Below are 26,943 nucleotides of genomic sequence, written 5' to 3'. Positions count from 1 at the left end.
ATGACCCAACCAGGCGGGAGTGGAGCCTGCAGTAATGACCCTATTAGGCTGAAAGTCATGAGTGAGCAGCGCAGCAAGGCAGACAGCAGTTCGTGGCAGGGGTTTTCGACCAAAGCGGTTCATGCCGGTTACGAGCCGGACTCGCTGACCGGCGCGGTCAATGTCCCGATCTACGCGAGTTCGACGTTTGCTCAGGACGGCGTCGGCGGTATGCGCAGTGGCTTCGAGTACGCCCGCACCGGTAATCCGACGCGTCGGCCGCTCGAAGCGAATCTTGCCGCGATCGAGTCGGGCACGTACGGCCGTGCGTTCTCGTCGGGCATGGCGGCGACGGATGCGCTGCTCCGCGCGACGTTGCGTCCCGGTGATCACCTCGTCATTCCCAACGATGCCTACGGCGGCACGTTCAGGCTGATCGACAAGGTGTTCACTCAGTGGGGGATCGAGTACTCGGTGGCCGCGGTGTCCGACGTCGACGCAGTGCGTGACGCGATCCGCCCCAACACCAAGCTCGTGTGGGTCGAGACTCCGACGAACCCGCTTCTGAACGTCGGTGACATCGAGGCGCTTGCCGGTGTCGCCCACGAGAAGAACGCCAAGCTGGTCGTCGACAACACGTTCGCGTCGCCGTACCTGCAACAGCCGCTACAGCTCGGTGCCGATGTCGTACTGCATTCGACCACCAAGTACATCGGCGGGCACTCCGACGTCGTGGGTGGTGCTCTCGTCACCGACGACGAGGAGCTCGACGCGGCGTTCGCGTTCCTGCAGAACGGTGCAGGCGGTGTGCCCGGCCCGTTCGATGCATTCCTGACTCTTCGGGGTATCAAGACCTTGGCGCTGCGCATGGAACGGCACAGCGACAACGCGGAGAAGCTGGTCGAGCTGCTGAGCGGCCACTCCGCTATCTCCCAGGTCATCTACCCGGGTTTGGCGTCGCATCCGTCGCACGAGGTTGCGGCGAAGCAGATGCGGCGTTTCGGCGGCATGATCTCGGTGCGCTTGAACGGTGGCAAGCAAGCCGCCCTCGACTTCTGCGCACGGACCGAGATCTTCACTCTCGCCGAATCGCTCGGAGGTGTCGAGTCGCTGATCGAGCATCCGGGCGCCATGACGCACGCGTCGACAGCCGGGTCGTTGCTGGAGGTCCCCGACGACTTGGTTCGTCTGTCGGTCGGCATCGAGGACGCAGCCGATCTCGTCGGCGACGTCGAGCAGGCACTGGGCTGAATCGGATGCTTGTCGGATTGATCGACTCGGGGCTCGGCCTGTTGCCGACGTCGGCGTGGCTGAAGCAGCTGCGTCCCGAGCTCGATCTGATCCTGTTGATGGATCCCGACAATGCGCCGTGGGGTCCGAAGCCGGACGATGTGGTGATCGAGCGTGTGCTGGCGGCCGCGGATCGTGGGATCGAGGCTGGCGCGGAGGCTCTGGTACTGCCGTGCAACACCGCGAGCGTGACGGCGTTGGCGGACCTGCGAGCGCACGTGGGATCCGTTCCGGTGATCGGCACCGTTCCGGCGATCAAACCTGCTGCGGCACAGAGTGATCGCTTCGCGGTGTGGGCGACGGCAGCGACGACGGCCAGTGCGTATCAAGCGCGACTGATCGAGGAGTTCGCGGCCGGCCGCACGGTCACCGCCGTTGCGTGCCATTCGCTGGCGGAGTCGATCGACCGCGGAGATTCCTCCGCTGTGTCCGCAGCGATTCGCGAGGCCGCCGACCGCACGCCCGCCGACGTGGATGTGGTCGTGCTGGGGTGTACGCACTACCCGTTGGTGGCGGCCGAGATCGCCGCGGCTCTGCCCCCTGGAACTCGGTTGTTCGACAGTGCGGAAGCTGTTGCGCGGCAGGCACTTCGGAGGATCGACGAGCTCGGGAAGTCGACCGGCGGCAGCGGAACGGTCACGGTGTCGATGAGTGGACGAGCAGGGTCGCTACCGGCCAGTGCTCTCGCCCATCGAGAGGGCCGATTGCTGGCGGGCGAGCACATCGTTCACCAGTGACCGCGCGAAGGCTGCGTCTGTTCCGCCGAGTCCGAACACGACTCTGAAGTAGAGCGGGGCCACGACGTGGTCCATGACGGTGCGGTGCGACGGCGCGTCGTCTCCGCGCTCCGTGGCACGCCGCAGGATCGTGTCGATCTGGTCTTCGCGTTTGTCGAGACAACGGCTCCTGTCGGCGTCGCGCATGGCCCCGATCAGGGAGCGAAGCAACGCGGTTTTCTCCGGCCGCGTGATGTCCGTGACGAGGAACTCACACCACACGTGTAGATCACGACGGAGGTCGCCGGTGTCCGGTACGTCGGCATCCGCAGAGAGAACCTCCAGTGCCACTTCGGTTCGGAGAGTGTCGATATCACCCCACCGACGGTAGACGGTGGTCGCGGCGACGCCGGCACGTTGGGCGACGAGCGGCACAGTCAACGGCTCGGCGTCGTCGTCAATCAAATCGGTCACGGCCCGGTGGACGAGGGTGCGTATCCGGGCGCTCCTGCCCCCGGGGCGGCGGACGCTGGACGGCTCGACTTCGGACATTCCACCATTATTGCAAACCGATTGGCTTTAAGCGGCGCCTCGGTCTATCGTGAGTAAAAGCAATGATCTTGGCTTTAGCGACCCGCCCGGAGGCTACGAATGGTCAACACCGATCTCGATTCGACGATTCCCGTCGCATCCTCGCGGAGGATGTCCGCGTCGCTGGCCTTCTGGACCGTCGGCGTCACCTACCTGGTCGTCATGGCGTCGTCCGCCGCCCCGTCACCGCTCTACCCCGTGTATCAAGCGTCGTGGGGATTTTCCTCGACGATGCTGACCGTCGTGTTCGCGGTGTACGCCCTCGCGCTGCTCCTGGCTCTCCTCACGGTCGGAAGTCTGTCGGATCACGTCGGCCGGAAACCGATCCTGATCGGCGCGCTGGTACTGCTGGCGATCAGTCTCGTGCTGTTCATCGCCGCAGACGGGGTCGGCGGTCTGATCGCCGCGAGAGTGGTGCAAGGCCTTGCCGCGGGTACCGCCACCGGTGCGCTGAGCGCGGCCGTCATCGATCTGCAGCCGAACAGTACGGCGGGGCCCCTGGTCAACAGCGTCGCACCGTCGGTGGGGCTTGCCACCGGTGCGTTGGGGTCGGGGCTGCTCGTACAGTTGGCGCCCGCTCCGACCGTCCTGGTCTACGCGCTGTTGATCGCGGCGGTGGTTCTGCTCGCGGCGGCGGTGGTCTTCGTTCCCGAGACATCGTCGCTTCGCACCATCGAATCGAAACGCCACCTCGCTCGGCTGCTGCTGCCGAGAGCGGCGTTCCCCACCGGAGCGCGCGTTCCGTTCCTCATGATCGTGCCCGCGCTGATAGCGACGTGGTCGCTCGGCGGGTTCCACCTGTCTCTGGGACCGTCGATCATCGGCACCATCTTCGGCATCGACAACCACATCATCGGCGGTGTCGAGATATTCGCGCTGTTCTTCTCCGGCGCGGTGTCCGCTGCCGTGGTGCGGACTCTGCCGCCGCGCACGGTGATGATCGTGGGAACGCTCGTGCTGGCGCTGGGTGTCGCCGCCTCGCTGGTCTCCGTTGCGACGGAGACGGTCCCGCTGTACTTCGTCGGGTCCGTCGTCGCCGGTGCCGGATGGGGAGCGACGTTCCTCGGCGCCATGCGCACACTCGGCGGCCTCGTTCCAGCGGACGAGCGCGGAAGCGTCTTCGCTACGACCTTCGTCCTCAGCTACCTGGCCTTCAGTGTTCCGGCTGTCGTCGGCGGGATCGCGGTGCACACGTTCGGTCTCGAGCCGACGACGCTGGTCTACGGCGCTTTCGTGATCGTTCTCGCGGTCCTCTCGTCGACCGGGTTCGTTCTCGCGTCCCGCAGTGAGAGCGCGAGCTCGGTCGGGTGACACCGAGCACGATCAGCAGGTGCCGCGGTGGCGACGGCGGCCGCGTTCGCGGCCGCCGTACCTACCCGATCGGGCAGGCACCCACCTGGACGTCGGCTGGTGGGGATGCCTGGCGTGGAGCTGTAACCTTGATCACACGGTAGGGGGATACTCCGCTACCGGAACGTACAGGGGCCCCGATGATCGAGACTGCCGAGACCGGACAGGCGCTGCACGATCTGCACTCGCACCGCAGTTCGGTCGAGGCGCCACGCGTGCTCAAATTCCATGCGCCGGAGATAGTGTTCGGCCAGGATTCACTCGGCGAAGTTGCGCACGCAGCTCTGCGCCTCGGGGCGCAGCGCCCGCTGGTCGTGACCGACGCGGGCCTCATCGACACAGGCTGGGTCGCACAGCTCGGTCATCACCTCGAAGCACAGGGCCTGTCCCCGACGTCGTGGAGCGGGCTGACCCCCAACCCCAAGGATGTCGAGATCGAGGCGGGCCACGAGATCTATCAGGAATCGGGCTGCGACGTCATCGTCGCCATCGGCGGGGGGTCGGTGATGGACGCTGCCAAGGGCATCGCGGTCCTGGCCGGCAACGGCGGCTCGATACTGGACTACGAGGGAGTCGACCGCGCGACGCGGCCGATTCCGCCGCTCGTGATGGTGCCGACGACGTCCGGGACCGGGGCCGACGTGTCGCAGTTCTGCATCGTCACCGACACCACCCGCTCGACCAAGATCACCATCCTCGGGCGCGCACTCGTCCCGGACATCACCGTCATCGATCCTCGGTTGCTCACCACGATGCCGGAATGGCTCAACGCTGCAACGGGTCTCGACGCGCTCACTCACGGGATCGAAGCGTTCGTCTCGCTCGGCCACAACCAGCTCACCGATCACCACGCGCTTCGTGCCGTGACGATGGTGACCTCGCACCTTGCGCAGACGATGGACGTACCGACCGACATGACGGCGCGAACCTCCATGGCGCAGGCAAGCCTCGAGGCGGGCCTGGCCTTCACCAACGCAATTCTCGGTGCCACGCACGCGATGAGTCATCAGGTCGGGGGACTGCTCGACCTGCCCCACGGGGTCATCAACGGTGTGTTGCTGCCTCACGTCATTCGATTCAACGCCGCAGCCGACCCGCTGCCCTACGTGGCAATCGCGACCAGCCTCGGGCTGCCGGAGGGTCGTGGACCGGCCGAGGAAGCAGCGCTTGCCGTCGCCGCACGGGTCGAAGAGCTGGCACGCCAGGTCGGAGTTCCGAAGGGGCTCGCCGAGATCGGCGTCAGCGACGCCGACATCGAGGTCCTCGCCACCAACGCGCTGCGCGACGCATGCATGTCCACCAATCCCCGCCACGCGTCCCACGAGGAGATGGCGGCGTTGTTCAGGACCGCACTGTGACCGCCCAGCAGCCGGACCTGTCGCTACTGACTGGGCTGCGGTCGGGGAAGAGCACGTTCTATCCGCAGTATCGGGGCGCCGCCGAGCGGCTCGAACGCGTCGTACACGCACTCGAACTGATCTCCAGGGCGTTGGTGCGTACGGTCGACGGGCCGGAGACGCTGATCTGCGCGGTCGCCGAAGCCGCGCGGGCGCATCTGAGTGCACAGTGGGTGGTTTTCGCCCTCGCCGACGGCGCACTGCCGGACGCCGGACCCCGACGTCTGGTCCTCGGGCCGGACGCCACGCCGTTCCTGGTCGACAACGTCGTCGGTCCTCCCTTACCGGACGACGTCGTGGAGTGCCTGGAGTCGATCCGGCTGGCGAGGATCGGCGACGGACGGGAGCCACAGATCGAATCCCACCACGCCTTCGTTCCGATCGCGCTGGACGGCGGTGTGGTCGGAGCGTTCGCTGCATGGACCTCGACGCATCGAGTGCTCGACGCGACCGACTCCGCCGTCCTCAGCATTCTGGCCAGTCAAACCGCTGTGGCGCTGCAGAACTCCGCTCTGTACCAGAGCAGGCGAGTCCTGCTCGAACGTGCGGAGAGTGCCTACTCCGAAGCACACCGCACCGCCGCGGATCTCGCTGTCCGCAACGCCGAACTCGAAGCCACCCAGCGGCAGTTGGGCGCTGCGCATCGTCACCAGGTACTCGACGAGGAACGCCACCGAATCGCACGCGAGTTGCACGACAGCGTGACCCAAGCAGTGCTGTCCGCGGGCATGCAGATCGAGGTGTGCCTCGGCGACATCCCAGCCGGCGAGCGGGCCGAAAGACTGGATCTGGCCAAGGATCTCACCCGACGTGCCGTCGAGCAGCTGCGGTCGGCCATCTACGCGCTCAATCACGCGCAGGACGCGGATCGCACATCTCTGCCCGAGATGCTCGAACAACTGTCGGTGGTGCATATGCCCGACGAGCTACAGGTCTCGCTTCGCGTGGAGGGAACGCCGGTGGAATTGGGCAGCGACTGCGAACACGATCTGCTGCGGATCGCTGGAGAAGCGTTGTTCAACACTGCCGTTCACGCGGGCGCGCACCGAGCCGTCATCCGGCTCGCCTACCGCGAGGGTGGCGTCTCGCTCTCGATCGCCGACGACGGCACCGGTGACCCCGCGCATCTACGCCTGATGCAGCGGCTGGCGGAGAACAACGATGTCGACGGCCGGCACCGCGGACTCGCGAACATGGCAGCACGAGCACGTGAGCACGGCGGTGTTCTCGAAATCCGCCGGGCCCGAATCGGAGGTGTGCGCATCTCGGTACGCATTCCTTCTCGAGGAGAGTGAGCAATCATGACAGTATCGACGACAGTGGTCAGAATCGTGCTGGTCGACGATCACGCCATCCTCCGTGACGGACTCAGATCCGTCCTCGAACGTGAAGCGGACCTGTCCGTCGTCGGTGAAGCGTCGTCGCGAGCGGAAGGCCTCGCCGTCGTCGAACGCGTGAAACCGGACATCGTGCTCATGGACCTCAAGCTTTCGGCGAGTACCGATTACGAGGGCTTGGCTCTGTGTGCGCAGCTGTCCGGTGCGCACCCGACCATCGGTTTGTTGGTGTTGACGACGTTCCTCGACGACCGACTCGTGGTGGAGGCCGTGCACGCGGGGGCGCGCGGATACGTCGTCAAGGACGTCGACACCACCGAGTTGGTTCGAGCGATTCGGGCCGTGTCTCGTGGTGAGAGTGCTTTCGACTCGCGCAGTGCGTCAGCGGTCATCCGATCGCTCAACGGTCAGGGATCTGCCGTGGAGCGTCTCACCGACCGTGAACTGGAAGTGCTACGCCTACTGGCAACAGGGTTGTCCAACAACAGCATCGGCACCCGTTTGTTCATCTCCGCGACGACGGTCAAGTTCCACGTCAGCAACATCATGCGCAAGCTCGGGGTGAGCCGGCGGGCGGAAGCCGTCTATGCGGCAAGCAAGCAAGGTCTCATCTGATCGACACCACCCGTGCATCGGCGGGCGTGGTGTCGAGAACCAGCCAGCCGCCGTGGAATTCGTCCACCTCGTAGGGCAGGGTTGTGCTCAGCCCCAACGCCGTCAGTGCGGCAGCGTCGAACGTCCTGACGTGTCCGTGGCAGGCTGTTGCCTCGGCCTCGAACGGGACCGCGATCACGACGCGTCGGCGGGCGATTCGGATGGCCTCGGCGACGATTCGTCCGCCCAGTTCCTCGTCCACGTGCTCGAGCAGATGAAGCGCAGTGACGGTGTCCGCGCTGTTCGGCGCTACCGGAATCCCCGACGCGTCGCAGGTGAGAACGTCGAGCGTGGCGCCCAGGTGCGGGGCGACGGTGCGCAGCAGAGTCATCGTCCCGGCGGACAGGTCCGTGGCGGTGACGTCGACGCCGTCGAGGGCGAGCCGGAGCGGGAAGAAGCCGAAGCAGGATCCGAGATCCAGAACTGACCCCGTGACAAGGGTCTCGGCACGTGCATGAACAGGCGCGAATTCGGCTGCACCCGAGAGGAGGTCGTCGAGCGAGTTTCGATAGTAGGTCGTCCACGCCTGCAGTGGATCGGCCACCGTGGTCAGTACCAGCCCCACCATGACGAGTTCGAACTCGCGCTGCGACAGAGTCAGATCCGTGATGCGGTGCACCAGACTCTCGCCGATGTGCGTGGACGTCAACGCGTGCTCGACGCGCAGTGGCGCGGAGCACCGCACCTCGACTGCGCCAGGCGGGAGGGACTCGGAGTATTCGACGGTCACGCTGTCGTGAGTCCATCGCCTCTGGTGGGCTGGGGCCAGAGCGTCGAGTTCGGTCATGTCGGATCTTTCCTAGGGGGTGCGCGGGCTCGGTGCGCCGGCATCGGCGTCGAGACCTCCGTACAGGGTGCGAGCGCCATCGGAGAGCAACGAAGCGAGGTCCAACTCGTCGTCCGTCAACCACTGCTCGTACGCCGAGATTGCCACACCGAGGACCATCCAGCCAACGGTTCGCGGAAAATGGTCGGTGGGCTCGGAATCGGTTCGGGCCGCCACGTATTGGGCGATCACCTCACGCCACCCCTCGTACATCAGCATCGAATAGCCCTGCAGTGCTGGATTGCGGAGGATGAGTTCCATTCGCTGGCGATGAACGGGCGTCTCGTCGTCGGGAAAAGTATTGAACTTCAGGAGTGCCGACCGAATGCCGTCGGCGAGCGAAATGTCGTCGGGAAGCGAATCGAGCAGGCTGCGTAACGCCGTCAACTGCTCGTCGAAATCACCCCACGGCACCGCGTTCTTGGATGCGAAATATCGGAAGAACGTACGACGGGCGATCCCCGCGGCGTCGGCGATGTCGTCGACGCTCGTGGTGTCGAAACCGTTCTTGGCGAACAGTTCGATCGCGATATCGCTGATCTGCCCCCGCGTCGTGGACGGGCGACGACCTACCCGGCTGGACGGTTTCTTGCGACTGACCACTTTTTTCTCTCCGATAGGTGTCTTTGTGCACTCGATGCCATTATGGTGGTGAACCAAGTCACTGTCACCGATGACTGTGACCCATCCGATAAGTCTCGCCGATGGAGGTACACCGATGTCTCAGAACCCGAAGACCGATGTGACGAACGCAGCCGTGGTCGAATCCGACCTGATCGAAGAATCGCTGGTGGAAGAAGTGTCCATCGACGGCATGTGCGGCGTCTACTGACATGTCGGCACCCGTGAAGGCACTCCCAGCCGTGGACCTCGACGCTCGGTGGGCTCTTCACCCGCAGGTGGCGCTGCGCCCCGAATCCTTCGGGGCGCTGCTCTACCACTTCGGGACACGGAAGCTCTCCTTTCTGAAGAATCGCACGATCGTAGCGATCATCGAATCCTTCCCGCAGCATCCGGACATGAAGTCTGCGATCTCCGCAGCCGGAATCGACCAGTCAGCCCGCGCGCCGTACGTCAGAGCGCTTGCCACTCTGGCCGATTCGAAGATGATCACCAAGCTCTGACGCCCGAACCAGCCCTTCGGGCGCCGGACACCCCTCAACTCCAAGAGGACAGCGAAATGACCTCCATGCTCGAAAGACCGGCACCACCACCCGCGGTGGGCAAGCTGGTCGACCAATTCGAACTCGGCCTCGACGCGCCGATCTGCCTGACCTGGGAACTGACCTATGCCTGCAACCTCTCCTGCGTGCATTGCCTGTCGTCCTCGGGTCGTCGAGATCCCCGTGAACTGAGCACCGAACAGTGCAAATCGATCATCGACGAGCTGCAGAAAATGCAGGTGTTCTACGTCAACATCGGTGGTGGTGAGCCGACGGTTCGATCCGACTTCTGGGAGCTCGTCGACTATGCGACGGCCCATCAGGTCGGTGTGAAGTTCTCGACCAACGGAGTCAAGATCGACAAGGACGTGGCTGCTCGTCTGGCTGCCTCCGACTACGTCGACGTACAGATCTCGATCGACGGTGCCACCGCCGAGGTCAACGATGCGGTACGCGGACCCGGTTCGTTCGACATGGCCTGCCGTGCACTGGAGAACCTGCGTGAAGCCGGGTTCGAGGACGCCAAGATCTCCGTCGTCGTCACTCGCCACAACGTGAGTCAGCTCGACGACTTCAAAGCGCTTGCCGACAAGTACGGTGCGACACTGCGTATCACGCGACTTCGGCCCTCGGGACGCGGAGCCGACGTCTGGGACGATCTGCATCCGACGGCGGGACAGCAGCGCGAGCTGTACAACTGGCTCGTCGCCAACGGCGAAGGTGTGCTCACCGGAGACTCCTTCTTTCACCTGTCCGCGTTCGGTGACGCACTGCCCGGTTTGAATCTGTGCGGCGCCGGCCGTGTCGTCTGCTTGATCGACCCGATCGGAGACGTCTACGCCTGCCCCTTCGCCATCCACGAGCAGTTCCTCGCCGGCAACATCGTCCGTGATGCGAAAGACGGTATGGGCGGGTTCCAATCCGTCTGGCAGACATCGGAGTTGTTCCAGGAACTGCGGTCGCCGCAAACGTCGGGGGCGTGCACCAAGTGCTCGTTCTTCGACTCGTGCCGCGGCGGTTGCATGGCTGCGAAATTCTTCACCGGCCTCCCCATGGACGGTCCGGATCCCGAATGCGTCATCGGTAACGGCGAACTCGCGTTGGCTGCGGCGGGGGAGATCCCCAAGTCCAGCGTCGATCATTCTCGGTCCGGTGAACGTAAGACACCCCGCAAATCGGTTCCGCTCACGTTGATGATGCGGCCCCCGGCAAAGATCTGCGACGAGAATCCCCTCGCAGGAATGGAATAGGAAGAAATCAGTCATGGCCAAGAGTGCGTGGTTCGAAACCGTTGCCGAGGCGCAGCGGCGTGCCAAGAAGCGTCTACCCAAGTCCGTGTACGCCGCCCTGGTGGCGGGCTCGGAACGGGGTATCACCGTCGACGACAACACCGCGGCGTTCGGCGAGCTCGGTTTCGCGCCCCACGTGGCAGGTCTGTCGGACAAGCGTGACCTGGCGACGACAGTCATGGGGCAACCACTCTCCTTCCCGGTCATGATCTCGCCGACGGGTGTGCAGGCGGTGCACCCCGACGGCGAGGTCGCCGTGGCCAGGGCGGCGGCGGCACGAGGAATCCCGATCGGCCTGTCCTCGTTCGCGAGCAAATCCGTGGAGGAAGTCACGGCGGCGAACCCGCAGACGTTCTTCCAGATGTACTGGGTCGGTTCGCGAGAAGTGCTGCTGCAGCGCATGGAACGTGCACGTGCAGCGGGCGCGGTGGGTCTGATCATGACGCTCGACTGGTCGTTCTCCAACGGTCGCGACTGGGGTAGCCCGTCGATTCCGGAGAAGATGGATCTGAAGGCGATGTGGCAGTTCGCGCCGGAGGGCATCACCCGCCCGAAGTGGCTGTGGGAGTTCGCGAAGACCGGGAAGATTCCCGATCTGACCACCCCGAATCTCACCCCGCCCGACGGTGGTGCTGCGCCGACGTTCTTCGGTGCCTACGGCGAATGGATGGGTACCCCACTTCCGACGTGGGAGGACGTCGCCTGGCTGCGCGAGCAGTGGGGTGGTCCGTTCATGCTGAAGGGAGTCATGCGCGTCGACGACGCCAAGAAGGCCGTGGACGCGGGGGTCAGCGCGATCTCCGTGTCGAACCACGGCGGAAACAACCTCGATGGAACCCCGGCACCGATCCGAGCGTTGCCCGCAATCGCCGATGCCGTCGGCGACCAGATCGAGATCACCCTCGACGGTGGAATCAGGAGGGGGAGCGACGTCGTCAAGGCCCTCGCCCTCGGCGCCAAGGCTGTGTTGATCGGCCGAGGTTACCTGTGGGGTCTGGCCGCCAACGGTCAGGCCGGTGTGGAGAATGTTCTCGACATCCTGCGCGGTGGTGTCGATTCGGCAGTTCTCGGTCTCGGTCATTCTTCGGTGCACGACCTGTCGCCGTCGGATGTCGTGATGCCGCTCGGATTCGACCGGAAGCTCGGCGTCTGACCGAGAGTGTCCAACGACAAGGAGTGGTTCGAGACTGTCGCGGAGGCACAGCGGCGCGCGAAGAAGCGGCTTCCCCGATCCGTGTATTCGGCGTTGCTGGCCGGTTCCGAAGAGGGCATCACGGTCGCGGACAACACGGCTGCATTCGCCGAATTGGGATTTGCACCCCGAGTCGCGGGATTGTCCGATACACGCGATCTGTCGACGACGTTGATGGGTCAGCCGATGTCGTTCCCGGTCGTGATCTCGCCGACGGGTGTGCAGGCGGTACATCCGGACGGTGAAGTCGCGGTGGCCAGAGCTGCTGCCGCGCAGGGTGTTCCGATGGGGTTGTCGTTGTTCGCGAGCAAGTCCATCGAGGACGTCGTCGCGGCGAACCCGCAGACGTTCTTCCAACTGCACTGGGTGGGGTCGAGGGACTTCCTGTCTCACCTGGTCGAACGAGCGCGTGCAGCGGGCGCGGTCGGGCTGATACTGACGATGGACTGGTCGTTCTCGGAGGGCAGGGACTGGGGGAGCCCGGCCATTCCGGAGCGGGTCGATCTACGCACCATGGCTCGGTTCGCGCCGGAGGCCGTCTTGCATCCTCGGTGGCTGGGACAGTGGGTGCGCTCGGGGGCGATCCCTGATCTGACGGCTCCGAATCTGACCCCTCCCGGCGGCGCTCCACCGACGTTCTTCGGCGCGTACCGCGAGTGGACGAGGACACCGCTCCCGACGTGGGAGGACATTGCGTGGCTGCGTAGCCAGTGGGGTGGGCCGTTCATGCTCAAGGGAATCGCACGCGTCGACGACGCGGAGCGAGCCGTCGACATCGGTTGCACGGCGCTGTCGGTGTCCAACCACGGCGGAAACAACCTCGACGGAACACCTGCGTCGATCCGCCTGCTGCCCAGCATCGTCGACGCTGTGGGGGAGCGGGTCGAGATCACCCTCGACGGTGGGGTCCGCCGGGGCAGCGACGTCGCGAAAGCCGTCGCCCTCGGTGCACGCGCGGTGTTGATCGGTCGTGCGTACCTGTGGGGGCTGGCGGCCGCAGGTCAGCCGGGGGTCGAGAACGTTCTCGACATTCTGCGCGGAGGCCTCGACTCCGCGGTCCTCGGCCTCGGGTGTTCCTCGGTGCAGGACCTGTCACCGTCGGACATCGTCACCCGCACAGGGTGATCTGGCTCGCACTGGATCTCAGGAGGTCGAGCAGCTCGGGATCCTCCGGATCGAGCCGTCCGGTGCGGCCGATCACGGCGATGCACCCGGAGACCCCACCCGTGTCGTCGCGGACCGGCACCGCCACGGCGGACCTGCCCATCTTGATCTCGTCGCGTTCCGTGGCGACGTCGGTGGCACGGATTCGACTGAGCTCGATCGCGAGGTCCGCGAGGTCGACGATGGTGTGGGATGTGAACTTACGCAGATCCGCCAACGAGTTTCCGTCGGCCCGATTGGCCAACAACAATTTTCCGATCGCCGACGCGTGCACGTGTGTCGTCAGGGCCGTCTCGCCGGTGAGCTCGTGGTCCGGGTCCCGATCGAGAAGCCGGATGCGGTCGCCGGCGTACGTCGCCAGATAGACCCCGAAGCGGGTCCGACCTCGTACCGTGTCGATCACCTGTGAATAGTCCACCTCCGTCGACGGTGCGGCTCCGGCGAGCTCCCGCGTTCGACGACCCAGAGCGAAGCCCGACAGATCGTCGATCCGTACGAGAAAGCCGTCGGCCACCAGGATGTTGAGCAATCGGTACGCCGTTGCCGGCGGCGTCGACGTCGCGTGGGCGATTTCCTTGGCCGTCGCACCCGAACCGAGACGGGCAACGGCTTCGAGCAGCGCAAGTGCCTTCTGGACTGCGCGGGGTTCGTGTCCTCCGAGCTCGTGGGTTCGTGCGGTGCGAAGAGCCATCAGCGCGATTCGGACGCAGGAGATTTCACCAGGGCAACGGCTCCGCGCGAATTCTCACCGTACGTCACCGCTCCGGGCAGTACGTCGTGACTTTCCGCGCTGTCGAAGACGCCGACGGCGTCGAGCGACCGGGGCCGTCTGTGGTGGAGAACCGCGCGCCACGCCAGTCCGGACGCGCCGAGCAGACCGAGCATGACGAGCAGCGTGATGTTCTGCTGCACACCGACCGTGAACAGAAGATTCGCGAGAATCGCCGTGCCGGAGGCACATGCCAGCACTCCGGCGCACACGACGGGTGTCGTCAGCTCGCCGATGCGTCGCAGGAACGCCACTGCAGCTACGGAGGCGACGGCGTATCCGACGATGACGGCCGCACGGGCGAGCAAGCGAACGTCGTCCAGGAACCGGAAGTTGTCGAAGATCGGGATGCCGGCGGCGATCGCGAGCAGCGAACCGAGCCCGACGACGAGTCCGACGACGATCCAGAGAGCAACGTGCGGGGTTCGGAACACTCGGTGCACGCGGGCGACTCGGCGCGTGACCACGTTCTCGACGCCCATCGTGTACAGCAGGCGCGACGCCGCATTCGACGATGCCATGGCCGAGGCCAACCACGAGAAACTCAGGCCGAGATTCAATGCCACGACGAGCCACGCGTCGATACCCGTCGACGTCCCGTGCTGGTAGGCATCGACAAGCACGCCGCCGCGGCCGGACCAGACAGCCCACGCGGCGAACGTGAACAGCGCACCGCAGATGATCGGGGTGAGGAGGACGGTTCTGGTGACGTTGACGAGAGGCCGCTTCGCCTCCGGGGCGAAGAAGGTGGCGCTCTCGAAACCGGCCAACGAGAACATGGCGCCGAGCGCGACGATCATGAGTCCGTTCGGCGCCCCGGACGGTTCGATCTCGACCGGGCCGCTGCTGGGAAACACGAGAAGGGCGGTTATGAACAGCAGCGAGCAGACTTCCACTACGAGGATGGCCGTCGCGGCGAATCTGACTCCGCGGAGCAGACATCCGAGCATCGCCGCTGCGATCACACCGTGCACCGCGGCGATACCCAGGATTCCGCCGGTGGGCACGCCCAGCTCGTGCAGAACCGTTCGGACGGCCTGTCCTCCGAAGTACAGGGTCATTGCGCCACTCGCGCAGTATTTGCACAGCATCGCTGCGCCCACGGTCAGTGCGCCCCTCGGTCCCGACCCCTTGACCGCGAAGCTGTACAGACCTCCGGACGAGGAGAACCTCCGGGTGAACTGGGAGACACAGAAGGCGATCAACGACACCACGATCGTCGCCGCCAGTATCGTCAGAACACCGGCGAGCATGGTCTCGTGGGTGAGCATCGTGAGCGGCAGAATCACCATCGATGCGGCGGGCGCCGTCGTGGCCACCGACTGCGCGAACACTTCGACTCCCGACAGCTGCCGACGGCCGAGGGCGCGCAACGGTGACAGTGCAGGGCGCTCGGGCTCCCGCGCTGCGAAGGACGCGGTGATGGCGTGTTCCAGTGCAGACATGATGGCCGAAAAATAGCCGTGAATTGTTGCGCCCCGATTTCGTGAATGCTTCACCTGTTCGCACGCGAGTGATAAGCCTCGGCGAATCCGCTACCACTTCTCACTGCATCTGTCGCAAGACGTTTCCTGCGCTACGCATTCCGGAATTGTGTGCGTTCCACGATTGCCCTGACTCGAAACCAGTGATTTCGACGGCCAGGGCTACCTGGGGTGGGCAGAAGGAGTGGAAGAGCACATGGGAGTTACACGGAGATCGTTCATGCGGGGACTCGGAGTCACCGGCGGTGCGGGTCTCGCTTACGGAGCGATGTCGACGCTGGGGTTGGCGCCCTCGGCGGCAGCAGCCCCCTCACGATTCCAGGCACCGGCGATGGCCGATCTGATCGGGCGAGTCGACGGCAGCCCCACCGTGGTCGTGCTGGGCGGTGGGCCCGCGGGACTGTGCGCCACGTACGAGTTGCAGAAGGCCGGGTACTCCGTGACCGTCCTCGAGGCTCGGCAGCGTCCGGGTGGACGCGTGTGGTCGATCCGAGGCGGAGCGGAGGAAACGGATCTCAACGGAGAAACGCAGAAGTGCACCTTCTCCGAGGGGCACTTCTACAACATCGGAGCAACCCGAATTCCGCAGAGCCACATCACGATGGACTACTGCAGGGAACTCGGCGTCGAACTCCAGACATTCGGAAACCAGAATGCCAACACCGTAGTCAACTACAAGAGCGACACGTCTCTGAATCAGAAGTCCGTGTCCTACCGTGCAGCAAAAGCCGACACCTACGGGTACATGTCGGAGTTGCTGCAGAAGGCCGCGAGCCGCGGTGCCCTCGACGACGTGCTCACCGCGGACGACAAGGACGCCCTGTCGGAGTTTCTCTCCGATTTCGGAGACCTGTCCGACGACGGAAGATACGTAGGCTCGTCGCGGCGCGGGTACTCCTCGGAACCGGGCGCCGGCCTGGACTTCGGTACCGAGACCGAGCCGTTCGGCATGTCGGAAGTCATCCGCAGCGGCATCGGGCGTAACTTCAGTTTCGAGTTCGGGTACGACCAGGCCATGCTGATGTTCACCCCCGTGGGAGGCATGGACCGCATCTACTACGCGTTCGCCGAGTCCATCGGCGAGGACAACATCGTCTACGGCGCCGAAGTCACGTCCATGAAGAACACCTCCGGTGGCGCGACGGTCGAGTACGTGAAGGGACGGATCCGCACAGTCGATCTCGGCGGACTACGTGATCTGCACGATTCCCCCGAACCTCATCGGGAGGCTGGACACCAACCTCCCTGCGGACGTACTCGCCGCCAATCTCGCGGCGAAGGCGTCGTCGTCGGGCAAGCTGGGCATCGAGTACTCGCGTCGGTGGTGGGAGACCGACGAGCGGATTTACGGCGGTGCCAGCAACACCGATCTGGACATCTCGCAGATCATGTTCCCCTACGACCACTACAACTCCGATCGCGGCGTGGTCGTCGGCTACTACAACTCCGGCAAACGGCACGTGGCATTCGAATCGCTCACGCACAAACAGCGTCTGGCGAAAGCTCTCGCCGAAGGCTCGCTGCTCCACGGTGAGAAGTACACCAAGGACATCTCCAGTTCGTTCTCGGGAAGTTGGCGCCGAACCAAGTATTCCGAGAGCGCGTGGGCGAACTGGGCAGGGTCGGGCGGATCGCACGGCGGCACGGCCACGGCCGAGTACGAGTTGCTGTTGGAGCCGGTCGATCGCATCTACTTCGCCGGGGACCACCTGTCCAATGCCATCGCGTGGCAGCACGGCGCCTTCACCTCCGCACGCGACGTCGTCACTGCGCTCCACGAGCGCGTCGTCGCGTCCTGACCTCTCACTTCCACGAAAGGAAATCTCTTGTCCAAGGTCACACGTTCCTTCTTCGCCGCGCTCGCTGCCGGTGCCGTCGTGTTCACGGCGGCGTGCTCGTCGGACTCCTCGGCCGCCGACACCTCGACCGACACGGCGCCGGGCGCCAGGTCGGTCCTCGAAGCGGGGGAGTCGAATCCGATGATCGCCCAGGGAGTCGAGATCGCAGGGGATGCAACGGTGTACAAGACGAGCGGTATCGGCCCCACTGCGATGAACGACGCCGCTCCGACCGGCACTCCCGAGTCCTTCGTCGACACCGACGAGTTCTCCGGCGGCACGCTCCCCGACGGCGTCACCGTCACCGAAGCGCAAGGCATCAACGTCCTGAAGAAAATCAGGGACAACCTCGAAGCCGAAGGCTATTCGCTCGAGGACGTGGTGACCATGCGTGTGTTCCTCGACAACGCACCCGGTGCCGCGGTCGCGGACTTCGCCGGCTGGAACCGGGCCTACCGGCAGTTCTTCGCCAACACCAACCTGGACTCGGACGAGACGGAACTGGTACCGATGGGTACCGCGGAGCCTGCGGCACCCATGGAGCGCAACTCGGCACGACCGACCCGCTTCGCCCTCGAAGTCGCCACCCTCCCCGTTCCCGGCTGGCTCGTGGAGGTGGAGGTCGACGCGGTCAAGTAACCCTCACAGACGAACGCGGCGGTCTGCACGAGATGCGGTGGAGGCGACGAGGACAGCGTTGTCCTCGTCGCTTCCAAGCGTCCACGCTCGTGCTTCGAAATCCGTTTTACCGAACATGCTGTGCCGCTCCACGAGTCGGGTGCGACGCAGTTCGTCGTCGATGTCGATGAACCAGACTTCGTCGATCTCGGCACGTGCCAGTGGCCAGTCCCCCTCGTCGAGCAGAAGATAGTTTCCCTCGGTGATCACCAACGGCACGTCCGGGGCGACCGCAATGCTGCCTGCGATGGGCTCTTCGAGGGTTCTGTCGAAGCGCGGCGCGTAGACGATCCCGGCGTCGTACTCGTGTCGGAGGCGACGCAACAGATGCGCGTAACCCGCGGCATCGAACGTGTCGGGCGCGCCCTTCCTGGCCCGACGCCCGAGTGCGTCGAGGGTGGCGTCGGCGAGATGGAACCCGTCCATGGGCACCAGCACTGCGCGGTCGGATCCGAGCCCGTCGACCAGGCGTCCACCGAGCGTCGACTTGCCCGCGCCGGGCGCCCCGGCTATCCCGAGAATTCTTCGGCCCGGTCCGGCCGCGAGGTCGTTCGCCCACGCGATCAACTCGTCCATGCTTCGACGATAGGCCGACGGGCGGCACATGTCGTCCACGCCGCAACGGGCACAGTCCTGCGCCGGACGTCACGAACTCCCGAAGCCGGACAGCAAACCCGAGTATGCCTTGGGTGGAGGTGGTGCGAATTCGCTGCGCTTTCCTGTGCGCAGGCCCATGGTGACGAGCGACTGAACGGCGAGTGTTGCCGCGGCGACACCGTCGACGACCGGCACCCCGATCTCCGACGAGATGTGCTCGCACAGGTCGGCCATGCCGGCGCAGCCGAGCACGATGGCGTCGCTTCCGTCGGATTCCAGAGCGTCACGACATGCTTCGGTGACGATCTTGCGGGCGTCGGGGTCGGTCTCGAGGTCGAGGACAGGAATGTCGCATGCGTGGACCGCGAGGCATGACCGGGTGAAACCGTAGTGGTCGGCGAGGTCCTGTGCTCTGCCCGTGGTGCGTTGCAGAGTGGTGACCACCGAGAACCCTCGACCGAGGAAGCTCGCAGCATGCATCGCAGCCTCGGCGATCCCGACGACGGGGCCTGCGGCCGCTTCACGGGCGGCGTCCATGCCCGGATCGCCGAAGCAGGCGATGACGTAACCGTCGGCGCCCTGCTGTTCGCCGATCGCGATCTGTTCGAGAATGCCTGGCACGCTGAGTGCTTCGTCGACGTGCGATTCGATGGAGGCGGGCCCCATCGTCGGATTGACCGCGTCGACGAGCGTGCCCGGACCGGCTACGGCCCGGGCACACCTGCCGATCGTGTCGGTCATCGACGATGTGGTGTTGGGATTGATGACCTTGATGAGCACCTGCAGAATCCTATGCGCTCACGGAATCGTCGAGATGGTTCGTCACGGCGAGCTTGGTCCTGGTGGCGAGAACGTAGTACAGCCCGAACCCGATTCCACATCCGATGAACCAGCTGTACTTGGACGCGGTCGCCATCCCGGCGATCTCCATTCCCTCGATGGCGCCGTTGAACAGCACCGGGAACATGGCGATCAGTGCACCGACGATCGTGGCGTACACGGCAGCGGGGTTGTAACCCTTGGAGTACCAGTACTTTCCGGCAGGAGACATGGTGAACAATTCGTCGACGACGACCTTCTGCTTGCGCACCAGGTAGTAGTCCGCGATCAGGACGCCGAACAGTGGGCCGATGAATGCGCCGAGCGTCTCGAGCGTGAGGTGGATGACCTCGGGGTTGTTGTAGAGGTTCCACGGGGTGATCAGGACCGAGCCGACGGCGGCGATCATGCCGCCTGCCCGCCAACTGATCTTCTGCGGGCTGACGTTGGAGAAGTCGAAGGCGGGGGAGATGAAGTTCGCGACGATGTTGATGCCGATCGTCGCGATGGTGAACGTCAACGCACCGAGAACGATGGCGAAGGTGCTGTCGATCCGGGCTACCGTCTCCACCGGGTCGGTGATGAGTTCACCGAACACGGGCAGCGTCAGGGACGCGGTGACCACGACCAGGATGGAGAAGACCAGGAAGTTGACCGGCAGACCGAGGAAGTTCCCTTTCTTCACTGCGGCGTAGGACTTTCCGTAACGGGAGAAGTCGCCGAAGTTGAGCATGGGGCCGGAGAAGTACGAGACGACGAGAGCGATGGCGCCGAGCATGACCGGAACGGAACTGAATCCTGTGTACTCGACTTCGCCGAGGTTCAGATCGATTGCACCCCAACCGGCCTTCCAGATGAGGTAGCCGCACAGCGCGAACATGACCACGTAGACGGCAGGCCCGCAGAAGTCGATGAACTTACGAATCGACTCCATGCCGCGCCAGAAGACAGCCGCCTGCAGTACCCACAGGAACAGGAAGCTCGCCCATCCGAGAGCGGAGAGGCCTGCGAAGCCGTAATCGGCGGTGACGGCGTACGGAGCAAGCGACGGGAACAGTTTGATCAGGACGATGTCCAGCGCCGCCGACGCCAGAAATGTCTGAATTCCGTACCAGGCCACCGCGATCAGACCGCGGATGATCGCCGGGATGTTGGCGCCCAGGACACCGAACGACGCCCGGCACATCACCGGGTAGGGAACGCCCGCCACCTGGCTGGGCTTGGCGACGAGATTGCAGAAGAAGTAGACGATGGTGATGCCGACGAGCAGGGACACCAGGACTTGCCAACTGGCCAGCCCGAGCGCGAAAAGGCTACCTGCGGTGACGTATCCGCCGACGGAGTGCACGTCGGACATCCAGAACGCGAACAGGTTGTACGACGTCCACGACTGCTTCTTCAGCGGCGCCAGGTCTTCGTTGGTCAGTCTCGGGTCGTAACTGTCCTTGATCAGTCCACCGCCGACGGGATGGCCTGCTGCCTCGATCATGTCGCCGACAGGCGATATCGAGCTGTTCGCTGTGTCTGTCATCGATGCTCCTGGTACGTCGTGCGAAAGAGCGCTTCGGGTGTGATCGGCCTCTGCCTTCGGTGGCCCGAGTCCGGTGAAGAAAAAGTAGCGACGAAGTGTTGCCCCTGCGTGACGGCAGGAATATATCTTTCGAGACGTCAGTCTCCGGGCGAATCGGCCAGCAACCCGGTATCGCTCGTGATGGACGAGATGACGGTGTTGAGGCGGGCGGAGTGAGACTGCGAAATGGCCAGCAGGGTTGCCGCGTCGCGGTCGAGGAACGCGTCGAGCATCGACCGGTGATCCGCATGCAGGGACGCGCGGTCCGACCCCGCGACCTGCACCATCGGCTGTATCGGCTCGGTGATGTTCCATGCGGACTCGAGCATGTGCAGTAATCGTTTCATTCGAGACGGCCTGGTCAGTGCCATGTGGAACTCGCGACTGCGGCGATGGTATTCGCGGGGATCATCGGCGGAAATGGATTCCTCGAGAAGTCGATCGGCCTCGATAGCTCGCTCCCGATCCTGCTCGTCGGCCAGTGCGACTGCGGTGGCGAGCGCCGCCGACTCCAGTACCTCACGAACGATGTACATCTCGCGGAGCTCGGCCGAGGTCAACTGTGCGACGGTGTATCCGAGGTTGGGGCGGTGGTCCACCAGACCTTCGCCGATCAGTGTTTTCAGCGATTCACGCACGGGGATTCGGCTCACGCCGAACAGTTCGGCCACATCGCCGAGAGGGATGGGAGTGTTGGGCGGCGCGTCCCCGGACAGGATCACTCGTCGGAGCTCGTCGAGAATGGCGGGTTGTGCACCGCCCGGTTCGGCAATGCTCAACTGCGCCAGCAGTACCGATCGCCGACGTGGGGGCATGGTGCTCCTTTCGTGCCTCTGGTGCGCACGCTAATGGCGGATTGTTTCCTGTGTGTGACGTGCGGAGTGGAAACGAATCGAGGCAGATCGGCGCAAGCGGATACCATTCGACAGTGGCCGAGACCGAGCAACCGTCCTCCTCGTATCGACGCTTGGCCGACGATCGATGGCCGGCGGTCGACGGTCGACGCACTGTGGCGGTGCCGGTCGGTGCAGTCGAGCAGCACGGGCCTCATCTACCTCTCGACACCGATACTCGGGTCGCCCAGGCCGTGGCGGAGCGATTGCCCGGCGTGGTCGTCGCGCCGTCGATCGCGTACGGGGCGAGCGGAGAGCACGAGGGCTTCCCCGGCACCATCTCTATCGGTGCGGACGCGCTGGAGGCGATCCTCGTCGAGTACGGCAGGTCGGCGTGCCGGTGGGCGGACCGTCTGGTGTTCGTCAACGGGCACGGCGGCAACGTCGGTGCGCTGGCCGCGGCGGTTCGGCTGCTGCGGTACGAGGGGCGCGACGTGGCGTGGTTGCCCTGTGTCGTTCCGGGTGCCGACGCACACGCCGGCCGTACCGAAACTTCACTGCTGCTGCATCTTTGCCCGGAGGTGGTGGACAAGTCGCGTATCGAGGTCGGGAACACGGACTCGCTCGCGGACCTTCTGCCTCTGCTGCGTTCCGGTGGTGTCCGAGCGGTTACCCCGAACGGAGTGCTGGGTGACCCCCGTGGGTCGTCGGCGGCCGAAGGCGAGACCGTCCTGGGGCAGATGTGCGCCCTCGCGGCGGATGCGTTGCAGCGATGGGGACCGTCGGAGCGGGGCATGTTGACGTGAACCTGCGGTCCGAAAAATCGCGTTCGAACAGGCCGTGGGTATGTTTCCGAATTTCTGCGTCCACGGATACCACTTCGCGGCAATGTCCGCTTACGATCACCTGATGGGTCAAGGACGATTGCCTGATGGATTCGGGGTGCGCGTCGATCCTCGTGTACGCACATACTCGGAGGGGCGCGTTCTGATCGGGGGTTCCCCGACTCGGATGCTGAAACTGGCACCCACCGCTGCGGCGATGATCGGCGACGGATTCCTCGAGGTGACCGATTCGCAGTCCGCGCTCGTGGCGCGGAAACTGCTGGACTCCGGTGTCGCGAATCCGCGACCGATGTCCATTCCGTCTCCGCAGGACGTCACCGTGGTGATCCCGTTGAAGAACAACGCGGCAGGGCTGTCCCGCCTCCTTCCTGCGTTGCACGGACTGAAGGTCATCGTCGTCGACGACGGATCCGACGAGCCGGTCACGGTGCCGCCGGTTGCGTGGAGCATCGGCGGGGTGACGACGCTGCGGCACGAGAGTTCTCGGGGGCCCGCTGCAGCGCGCAATACCGGGCTTCGGTCCGCAACAACTGATTTCGTGGCATTCCTGGATTCGGATGTGGTGCCGCGCAAGGGCTGGCTCGAGGTCATGCTCGGGCATTTCTCCGACCCTGCGGTCGCACTGGTCGCGCCGAGGATCGTGGCTCTCGAACCCGAAGGCAACGCTCTGGCCCGGTACGAGCACGCCCGGTCGTCGCTGGACCTGGGTCGCAAGGAAGCCGCGGTTCGAGCGGGCAGCTCTGTCTCCTACGTCCCGAGCGCCGCAATGCTCATCCGTCGCCACGTCGCCGAGGAGTGCAACGGATTCGACGAATCCATGCACGTCGCCGAGGACGTCGATCTCTGCTGGCGGTTGCAGGAGGCGGGGTGGCGGCTGCGCTACGAGCCCGTTGCCAACGTCGCGCACGATCATCGCGTCACGTTCGGTCGGTGGTTCGGCCGCAAGCTGTTCTACGGCACCGGAGCAAGTCCACTCGCGGACCGGCATCCGGGCATGGTGCCCCCGCTCTCGATGTCACCGTGGACTCTGATCTCCTGCCTGTTCGCGATCAGTTTCACCAAGTTCGGCCTACTGGGCGCGTTGCTGACGCTCGGGGCGACGACAGGCAGGCTCCGCAGGATGTTCCTCGGGCTCGACCAACCGACCCGCATCGCGGCGATCCTGGCAACGGAAGGGTTCATCGGCGGGCTCTGGCAACTCGCGTCGGCGATGTGTCGACATTATTGGCCCATCACACTTCTGGCGGTCGTGCTGTCGAGTCGAATTCGCAGGATTGCGCTGGGAATCGCTGTCGCAGATGCGATGACGGACTGGTACAAGCATCGCGAGCTCGGTGGGCTCGACCCCATTCGATACGCGTTCTTCAAGCGCGTCGACGATGTCGCGTACGGAGCCGGACTGTGGACCGGGGCGGCACGGTCTCGCAGCCTGAAAGCCTTGACACCCCGAATGGACACATGAGCCCCAGCCGCACGGTCGACGTGATCGTCGTCGGCGGCGGATCGTGCGGCGCCGTCGTCGCGTCGAGGCTCAGCGAGGATCCTTCGTGCTCGGTCCGGCTCCTCGAAGCAGGGCCCGGATTCCGGACCGTCGACGAGGTTCCGCTGGATGTGCTCGACGCACGTGTACTTCCCCTGGGGGCCGACAGTCCGTGGCTCGACACGTACTCCGCCGATCTGGCGGACGGTATCGCCGCTCGGGTCTCGCGGGGGCGAGTGCTCGGTGGGTCGGGCGCGGTCAACGGTGGATACTTCGTGCGCGCCCGGCCGGACGACTTCGATGCGTGGCCTGCATCGTGGTCTTTCGCGGATGTACTGCCGTACTTCTCGGCGCTGGAACGGGACCTCGACTTCACCGGGCCCTATCACGGCAGCGAGGGACCGATGCCCGTGTCGCGGGTGCTGCCCGGAGCGGGAAGCGCCATGACAGAGGCCTTCGTTGCTGCGGCCGAACGCGCCGGGTTCGCGTTCGACGAGGACAAGAACTCGCCGTACTCGGCGGACGGCGTAGGCCCGGTGCCGCGCAACATCTCCGGAGGGGTGCGAACGAATGCCGCTCTGGCGTACCTTCTTCCGGCGTCGGATCGTCCCAACCTTCAGGTCCGCAGCGACGCAACTGTTCTCGGCATCGTCGTCGATCGGATGCGCGCGGTCGGGGTCGCCGTCGACCACGGCGGTACGAGGGAGATGCTACGGGCGGAGCGAATCATATTGTGTGCGGGAGCAGTTCGGACCCCGCAGCTGCTGATGCTCTCCGGTATCGGGCCTGCGGGCCGGCTGGGCGCGCTCGACATCCGGACCGTCGTGGATCAACCGAACGTGGGACGTGGTTTCAGTGATCATCCGGAAGTAACTCTGCCGTACAGTGTTTCGTCGACCGGTCCCGCATCGTCGCCCATGGAGGCGGTGCTGCACGTCGGAGACCTCGAGATCCGCCCCTACTCGGCTCCGTTCGACCGCATGATCGCAGGCCTCCCGGCCGGGGATCCGCTGATCGGAGTCGGCCTGATGCGACCCGAGTCGAGAGGGGACATCGAGCTGGTGTCGTCGGACCCGGCGATCGCGCCCCGGGTTCGGTACCGATACCTGGAATCCGTCGCCGACCGGCGGGCGTTGGCGTCCGGACTGAAACTCGTCGCCGAGCTCATCGAGAACACCGAATCCGTCGAGGGCGACCTCGACGGGTTCGTGCGCGCCAGGCTGGGGACATCGCTTCACCTCTCGGGAAGCTGCGCGATGGGCGGGGAGGACGCCGTCCTGGACGACACGTGCGCGGTGCGCGGCGTCGACGGGTTGTACGTGGTCGACACGTCTGCCTTCCCCGTCGTTCCTTCGCGAGGGCCCCACGCGACGGCGATCATGCTCGCCGAACGCGCCTGCCGCCTCATTCGTGGCTCGGTGGCGTAAGTTCGTGGTCTGTGGACCATTCTCGGTTCCGCAGAGAATGGGGCACCCCGCCATGTCTGACAAATCTCCTCGCAGTTCGATGTCCAAGAAACAAGGAAAGTCGTTGAAGGAGAAGCGCGCGGACAAGAAAATGAAGGCCTCGGGCGACACCGGCATCGACATCTCGGCGACCGTCAAAAAGCGCTGACCGCGCCGGGCACCCAGCTCGGTCCGGTAACCCCCGCGACGCAGGTCGAGAATGCACGGGCCCTCCGGCCTCGGCGATCCCCGCCGAGCTCGGTGGGCCTGTATTCTGCGTGTGTGAGCTGCGTTACAGTAGTGTGACCGCGCCAGAAGAGGTACTTGTGTGATGACTGGAAGAACGCCAGGACAGGGGAACCCCTGGGTGGCCCTTCGCCCTGGTGAGGACATCGACGTGCTCGCACGTCGGGTGACCACAGCGCACCGCTCTTTCGTGGAGGACTCCTCGGCCACCGCCAGTGTTCGTTCCGTGGTCCTCGATTCCTGGATGCGCAGCCGCACCAAAGGTGTCGACCCCGACGGTGGAAACGACTCGATCGTGTTGTCCGGTGCGGAACTGGAGCGCTATCGCTCCGAGCACCCCATGTCCATCATCAGGCCGGTCATCCGCAAGCTGCTGGTCGAGGATGCCGCGGACACCGGCTTGCTCGTCGCGATCTCCGACGCCGAGGGCCGGCTGCTGTGGGTCGAGGGAGATTCGGCTGCGAAGGATCGCGCGATGTCGATGAACTTCGCCGAAGGCGTCGACTGGAGCGAAGAAAGCAAAGGGACCAACGCTCCCGGCACGGCGCTCGCGGTCGACCACTGCGTCCAGATCTTCGCCGCCGAGCACTTCAGCAGGACCGTGCACGAGTGGAGTTGTTCCGCGGCGCCCGTCCATCACCCGACGAGCGGACAGATCCTCGGCGCGATCGATATCACCGGCGGTCCTCGCGTTGCGGTTCCCGAGGTGTTGTCTCTGATTCGCGCCACTGTCGCCGCCGCCGAGTCGGAATTGCGTGTGCATCTGATGAATTCGCCGAAGTCGTTGGGTGACAGTGCTCCTCGGTTGGAGGTGCTCGGTTCGGGCCGGCCCGGGTTGACGAAAGGAAGCGGTCGCAGCGCGCTGTCGCAGCGGCATGCGGAGATCCTGTTGCTCCTGGCCGATCACCCGGAGGGTCTCAGTTCCGATCATCTCGCCGTACTGCTCGACGAGCAGGAATTGGACTCGGTGACCATCCGCGCCGAGATGTCGCGACTACGCAAAGCATTCGGAAGTGCAGGTCTGGCGTCGAGGCCGTATCGGCTCGTAGGCGAACTGACCACCGATGTCTCCGACATCCGGCGCGCCCTCGACCGCGGCGACATCGAGGGGGCGTTGCGCATCTACACCGGTCCCGTTCTTCCCGGGTCCACGGCACCCGGCATCGAGGACATCAGAGAAGAACTTCGCTCCCGGGTCCAAGCCGCGCTGCTGCGGGCAGGGGATCCGGTGTTGCTGGCCCAGTGGACGTCGTCGATCCACGGGCGCACCGATGTGTACGCGTGGGAAGCGTACCGGGCCACGCTCAGTCAGGACTCCGCACTGTACGGGCAGGTCAGCGCCAGAATCGAGCATCTCGACCGCCAGCTCGGCGTCTGATCCGTCGGGCCGG

General features: G+C 65.0%; 26 protein-coding genes and 1 pseudogene. 18 read left to right on the top strand and 9 right to left on the bottom strand.

The annotated features are described in order from the left end of the window. Window positions 1–57 precede the first annotated feature (57 nt). Entirely contained in the window at window positions 58–1,230 is a 1,173-nt protein-coding gene (locus CH290_RS25680) for a cystathionine gamma-synthase (RefSeq protein ID WP_033189877.1), read from the top strand. A 5-nt stretch (window positions 1,231–1,235) separates the two neighbouring features. Beyond that, on the top strand, window positions 1,236–2,006 hold the full coding sequence (locus CH290_RS25675) for a glutamate racemase (protein WP_033189878.1): 771 nt from the start codon (window positions 1,236–1,238) through the stop codon (window positions 2,004–2,006). Here CH290_RS25675 and CH290_RS25670 read toward each other — a convergent pair. Continuing rightward, complete coding sequence (locus tag CH290_RS25670) at window positions 1,938–2,459, bottom strand: TetR-like C-terminal domain-containing protein (RefSeq protein WP_230621031.1); 522 nt, start codon at window positions 2,457–2,459, stop codon at window positions 1,938–1,940. The two genes, CH290_RS25675 and CH290_RS25670, sit on opposite strands and share 69 nt — an antisense overlap. Window positions 2,460–2,636: 177 nt before the next feature. On the opposite strand from CH290_RS25670, the gene CH290_RS25665 reads away from it, so the two are divergent. The 4 genes from CH290_RS25665 to CH290_RS25650 all read left to right on the top strand — a co-directional run bounded on the left by CH290_RS25665 (window position 2,637) and on the right by CH290_RS25650 (window position 7,275). After that, entirely contained in the window at window positions 2,637–3,887 is a 1,251-nt protein-coding gene (locus tag CH290_RS25665) for an MFS transporter (RefSeq protein ID WP_020111193.1), read from the top strand. Between the two features lie 179 nt (window positions 3,888–4,066). Next, window positions 4,067–5,284 carry an iron-containing alcohol dehydrogenase gene (locus CH290_RS25660; protein ID WP_019663497.1) on the top strand — a complete coding sequence of 406 codons (1,218 nt, stop codon included), beginning with the start codon at window positions 4,067–4,069 and terminating at the stop codon, window positions 5,282–5,284. Further along, window positions 5,281–6,618: a MadS family sensor histidine kinase gene (locus tag CH290_RS25655; RefSeq protein WP_019663498.1), complete on the top strand. Its 1,338-nt coding sequence runs from the start codon at window positions 5,281–5,283 to the stop codon at window positions 6,616–6,618. The genes CH290_RS25660 and CH290_RS25655 overlap by 4 nt, the downstream gene beginning before the upstream one ends. A gap of 6 nt (window positions 6,619–6,624) precedes the next feature. After that, window positions 6,625–7,275, top strand: a complete 651-nt coding sequence (locus tag CH290_RS25650) for a MadR family response regulator transcription factor (RefSeq protein WP_026347503.1) — start codon at window positions 6,625–6,627, stop codon at window positions 7,273–7,275. Here the strand turns inward: CH290_RS25650 and mftM are convergent. Together mftM and mftR are read right to left on the bottom strand one after the other, a co-directional pair. Then, the gene (mftM, locus tag CH290_RS25645) at window positions 7,268–8,101 is read right to left on the bottom strand and encodes a mycofactocin oligosaccharide methyltransferase MftM (RefSeq protein WP_020111192.1); all 834 of its coding nucleotides are present in this window, start codon (window positions 8,099–8,101) and stop codon (window positions 7,268–7,270) included. The genes CH290_RS25650 and mftM overlap by 8 nt on opposite strands. Window positions 8,102–8,113: 12 nt before the next feature. Then, window positions 8,114–8,743, bottom strand: a complete 630-nt coding sequence (mftR, locus tag CH290_RS25640; RefSeq protein ID WP_019663501.1) for a mycofactocin system transcriptional regulator MftR — start codon at window positions 8,741–8,743, stop codon at window positions 8,114–8,116. A 115-nt stretch (window positions 8,744–8,858) separates the two neighbouring features. Between mftR and mftA the strand changes: the two genes are divergently transcribed. The 5 genes from mftA to mftD (CH290_RS25615) are packed head-to-tail and all read left to right on the top strand — an operon-like array spanning window position 8,859 to window position 12,909. Then, window positions 8,859–8,972: a mycofactocin precursor MftA gene (gene mftA, locus CH290_RS25635; RefSeq protein ID WP_019663502.1), complete on the top strand. Its 114-nt coding sequence runs from the start codon at window positions 8,859–8,861 to the stop codon at window positions 8,970–8,972. A gap of 1 nt (window position 8,973) precedes the next feature. Continuing rightward, a complete protein-coding gene (mftB, locus tag CH290_RS25630; RefSeq protein WP_033189880.1) occupies window positions 8,974–9,264 on the top strand; it encodes a mycofactocin biosynthesis chaperone MftB in 291 nt (96 codons plus the stop codon). 56 nt (window positions 9,265–9,320) lie between these two features. Further along, window positions 9,321–10,553, top strand: a complete 1,233-nt coding sequence (gene mftC, locus CH290_RS25625) for a mycofactocin radical SAM maturase (protein WP_026347504.1) — start codon at window positions 9,321–9,323, stop codon at window positions 10,551–10,553. A 13-nt stretch (window positions 10,554–10,566) separates the two neighbouring features. After that, window positions 10,567–11,745 (top strand): pre-mycofactocin synthase MftD, encoded by a 1,179-nt coding sequence (mftD, locus tag CH290_RS25620; protein WP_020111190.1) that lies wholly within the window; start codon window positions 10,567–10,569, stop codon window positions 11,743–11,745. Window positions 11,746–11,751: 6 nt separating this feature from the next. Continuing rightward, a complete protein-coding gene (mftD, locus tag CH290_RS25615) occupies window positions 11,752–12,909 on the top strand; it encodes a pre-mycofactocin synthase MftD (protein WP_033189881.1) in 1,158 nt (385 codons plus the stop codon). Here the strand turns inward: mftD (CH290_RS25615) and CH290_RS25610 are convergent. Continuing rightward, on the bottom strand, window positions 12,893–13,639 hold the full coding sequence (locus CH290_RS25610) for an IclR family transcriptional regulator (protein WP_019663507.1): 747 nt from the start codon (window positions 13,637–13,639) through the stop codon (window positions 12,893–12,895). The genes mftD (CH290_RS25615) and CH290_RS25610 overlap by 17 nt on opposite strands. Then, window positions 13,639–15,162, bottom strand: coding sequence for an APC family permease (locus tag CH290_RS25605; protein WP_019663508.1), 1,524 nt, complete (start codon window positions 15,160–15,162; stop codon window positions 13,639–13,641). Before CH290_RS25605 ends, CH290_RS25610 begins: the two co-directional genes overlap by 1 nt. A gap of 259 nt (window positions 15,163–15,421) precedes the next feature. Here CH290_RS25605 and CH290_RS25600 point away from each other — a divergent pair. Next, window positions 15,422–17,000: pseudogene (locus CH290_RS25600) on the top strand (flavin monoamine oxidase family protein). 27 nt (window positions 17,001–17,027) lie between these two features. Then, window positions 17,028–17,678 carry a Rid family hydrolase gene (locus CH290_RS25595; RefSeq protein ID WP_019663510.1) on the top strand — a complete coding sequence of 217 codons (651 nt, stop codon included), beginning with the start codon at window positions 17,028–17,030 and terminating at the stop codon, window positions 17,676–17,678. A 3-nt stretch (window positions 17,679–17,681) separates the two neighbouring features. Here the strand turns inward: CH290_RS25595 and CH290_RS25590 are convergent, their stop codons facing one another. From CH290_RS25590 to CH290_RS25575, 4 genes are all read right to left on the bottom strand, one after another. Beyond that, the gene (locus tag CH290_RS25590; protein WP_254924973.1) at window positions 17,682–18,323 is read right to left on the bottom strand and encodes a nucleoside/nucleotide kinase family protein; all 642 of its coding nucleotides are present in this window, start codon (window positions 18,321–18,323) and stop codon (window positions 17,682–17,684) included. A 39-nt stretch (window positions 18,324–18,362) separates the two neighbouring features. Then, entirely contained in the window at window positions 18,363–19,094 is a 732-nt protein-coding gene (locus CH290_RS25585) for an aspartate/glutamate racemase family protein (RefSeq protein ID WP_033189882.1), read from the bottom strand. A gap of 10 nt (window positions 19,095–19,104) precedes the next feature. Further along, window positions 19,105–20,664, bottom strand: coding sequence for an NCS1 family nucleobase:cation symporter-1 (locus CH290_RS25580; protein ID WP_170947555.1), 1,560 nt, complete (start codon window positions 20,662–20,664; stop codon window positions 19,105–19,107). Between the two features lie 137 nt (window positions 20,665–20,801). After that, window positions 20,802–21,518 carry a GntR family transcriptional regulator gene (locus CH290_RS25575; protein WP_019663514.1) on the bottom strand — a complete coding sequence of 239 codons (717 nt, stop codon included), beginning with the start codon at window positions 21,516–21,518 and terminating at the stop codon, window positions 20,802–20,804. A gap of 113 nt (window positions 21,519–21,631) precedes the next feature. Here CH290_RS25575 and mftE point away from each other — a divergent pair, with 113 nt between their 5' ends. The 5 genes from mftE (at window position 21,632) to CH290_RS25555 (ending at window position 26,930) form a co-directional block, all read left to right on the top strand. After that, window positions 21,632–22,342, top strand: coding sequence for a mycofactocin biosynthesis peptidyl-dipeptidase MftE (gene mftE / locus CH290_RS25570; protein ID WP_020111186.1), 711 nt, complete (start codon window positions 21,632–21,634; stop codon window positions 22,340–22,342). Between the two features lie 103 nt (window positions 22,343–22,445). Continuing rightward, the gene (gene mftF, locus CH290_RS25565) at window positions 22,446–23,843 is read left to right on the top strand and encodes a mycofactocin biosynthesis glycosyltransferase MftF (protein ID WP_027498702.1); all 1,398 of its coding nucleotides are present in this window, start codon (window positions 22,446–22,448) and stop codon (window positions 23,841–23,843) included. Then, window positions 23,840–25,288, top strand: a complete 1,449-nt coding sequence (gene mftG / locus CH290_RS25560; RefSeq protein ID WP_033189884.1) for a mycofactocin dehydrogenase MftG — start codon at window positions 23,840–23,842, stop codon at window positions 25,286–25,288. The genes mftF and mftG overlap by 4 nt, the downstream gene beginning before the upstream one ends. A gap of 52 nt (window positions 25,289–25,340) precedes the next feature. Next, window positions 25,341–25,475, top strand: coding sequence for a hypothetical protein (locus CH290_RS30970; protein WP_019663518.1), 135 nt, complete (start codon window positions 25,341–25,343; stop codon window positions 25,473–25,475). Window positions 25,476–25,637: 162 nt separating this feature from the next. Then, the gene (locus CH290_RS25555; RefSeq protein ID WP_033189885.1) at window positions 25,638–26,930 is read left to right on the top strand and encodes a sigma-54-dependent transcriptional regulator family protein; all 1,293 of its coding nucleotides are present in this window, start codon (window positions 25,638–25,640) and stop codon (window positions 26,928–26,930) included. Window positions 26,931–26,943 lie beyond the last annotated feature (13 nt).

It is taken from the genome of Rhodococcus sp. 06-156-4, from assembly GCF_002259345.1.
Taxonomy (GTDB): domain Bacteria; phylum Actinomycetota; class Actinomycetes; order Mycobacteriales; family Mycobacteriaceae; genus Rhodococcoides; species Rhodococcoides fascians_E.
This window is presented reverse-complemented; position numbering and strand designations above follow the sequence as displayed.

Excerpts from the sequence above, each read along its gene's own strand:
- CH290_RS25605 (WP_019663508.1), bottom strand. The coding sequence starts at position 15,162 with ATGTCTGCACTGGAACACGCCATCACCGCGTCCTTCGCAGCGCGGGAG.
- CH290_RS25580 (WP_170947555.1), bottom strand. The coding sequence starts at position 20,664 with ATGACAGACACAGCGAACAGCTCGATATCGCCTGTCGGCGACATGATC.
- CH290_RS25665 (WP_020111193.1), top strand. The coding sequence starts at position 2,637 with ATGGTCAACACCGATCTCGATTCGACGATTCCCGTCGCATCCTCGCGG.
- mftB (WP_033189880.1), top strand. The coding sequence starts at position 8,974 with ATGTCGGCACCCGTGAAGGCACTCCCAGCCGTGGACCTCGACGCTCGG.
- CH290_RS25660 (WP_019663497.1), top strand. The coding sequence starts at position 4,067 with ATGATCGAGACTGCCGAGACCGGACAGGCGCTGCACGATCTGCACTCG.
- mftC (WP_026347504.1), top strand. The coding sequence starts at position 9,321 with ATGACCTCCATGCTCGAAAGACCGGCACCACCACCCGCGGTGGGCAAG.
- mftG (WP_033189884.1), top strand. The coding sequence starts at position 23,840 with ATGAGCCCCAGCCGCACGGTCGACGTGATCGTCGTCGGCGGCGGATCG.
- CH290_RS25555 (WP_033189885.1), top strand. The coding sequence starts at position 25,638 with ATGACTGGAAGAACGCCAGGACAGGGGAACCCCTGGGTGGCCCTTCGC.
- mftM (WP_020111192.1), bottom strand. The coding sequence starts at position 8,101 with ATGACCGAACTCGACGCTCTGGCCCCAGCCCACCAGAGGCGATGGACT.
- CH290_RS25680 (WP_033189877.1), top strand. The coding sequence starts at position 58 with ATGAGTGAGCAGCGCAGCAAGGCAGACAGCAGTTCGTGGCAGGGGTTT.
- CH290_RS25590 (WP_254924973.1), bottom strand. The coding sequence starts at position 18,323 with ATGTGCCGCCCGTCGGCCTATCGTCGAAGCATGGACGAGTTGATCGCG.
- CH290_RS25650 (WP_026347503.1), top strand. The coding sequence starts at position 6,625 with ATGACAGTATCGACGACAGTGGTCAGAATCGTGCTGGTCGACGATCAC.
- CH290_RS25675 (WP_033189878.1), top strand. The coding sequence starts at position 1,236 with ATGCTTGTCGGATTGATCGACTCGGGGCTCGGCCTGTTGCCGACGTCG.
- mftD (WP_020111190.1), top strand. The coding sequence starts at position 10,567 with ATGGCCAAGAGTGCGTGGTTCGAAACCGTTGCCGAGGCGCAGCGGCGT.
- mftF (WP_027498702.1), top strand. The coding sequence starts at position 22,446 with ATGGGTCAAGGACGATTGCCTGATGGATTCGGGGTGCGCGTCGATCCT.
- CH290_RS25610 (WP_019663507.1), bottom strand. The coding sequence starts at position 13,639 with ATGGCTCTTCGCACCGCACGAACCCACGAGCTCGGAGGACACGAACCC.
- CH290_RS25575 (WP_019663514.1), bottom strand. The coding sequence starts at position 21,518 with ATGCCCCCACGTCGGCGATCGGTACTGCTGGCGCAGTTGAGCATTGCC.
- mftA (WP_019663502.1), top strand. The coding sequence starts at position 8,859 with ATGTCTCAGAACCCGAAGACCGATGTGACGAACGCAGCCGTGGTCGAA.
- CH290_RS30970 (WP_019663518.1), top strand. The coding sequence starts at position 25,341 with ATGTCTGACAAATCTCCTCGCAGTTCGATGTCCAAGAAACAAGGAAAG.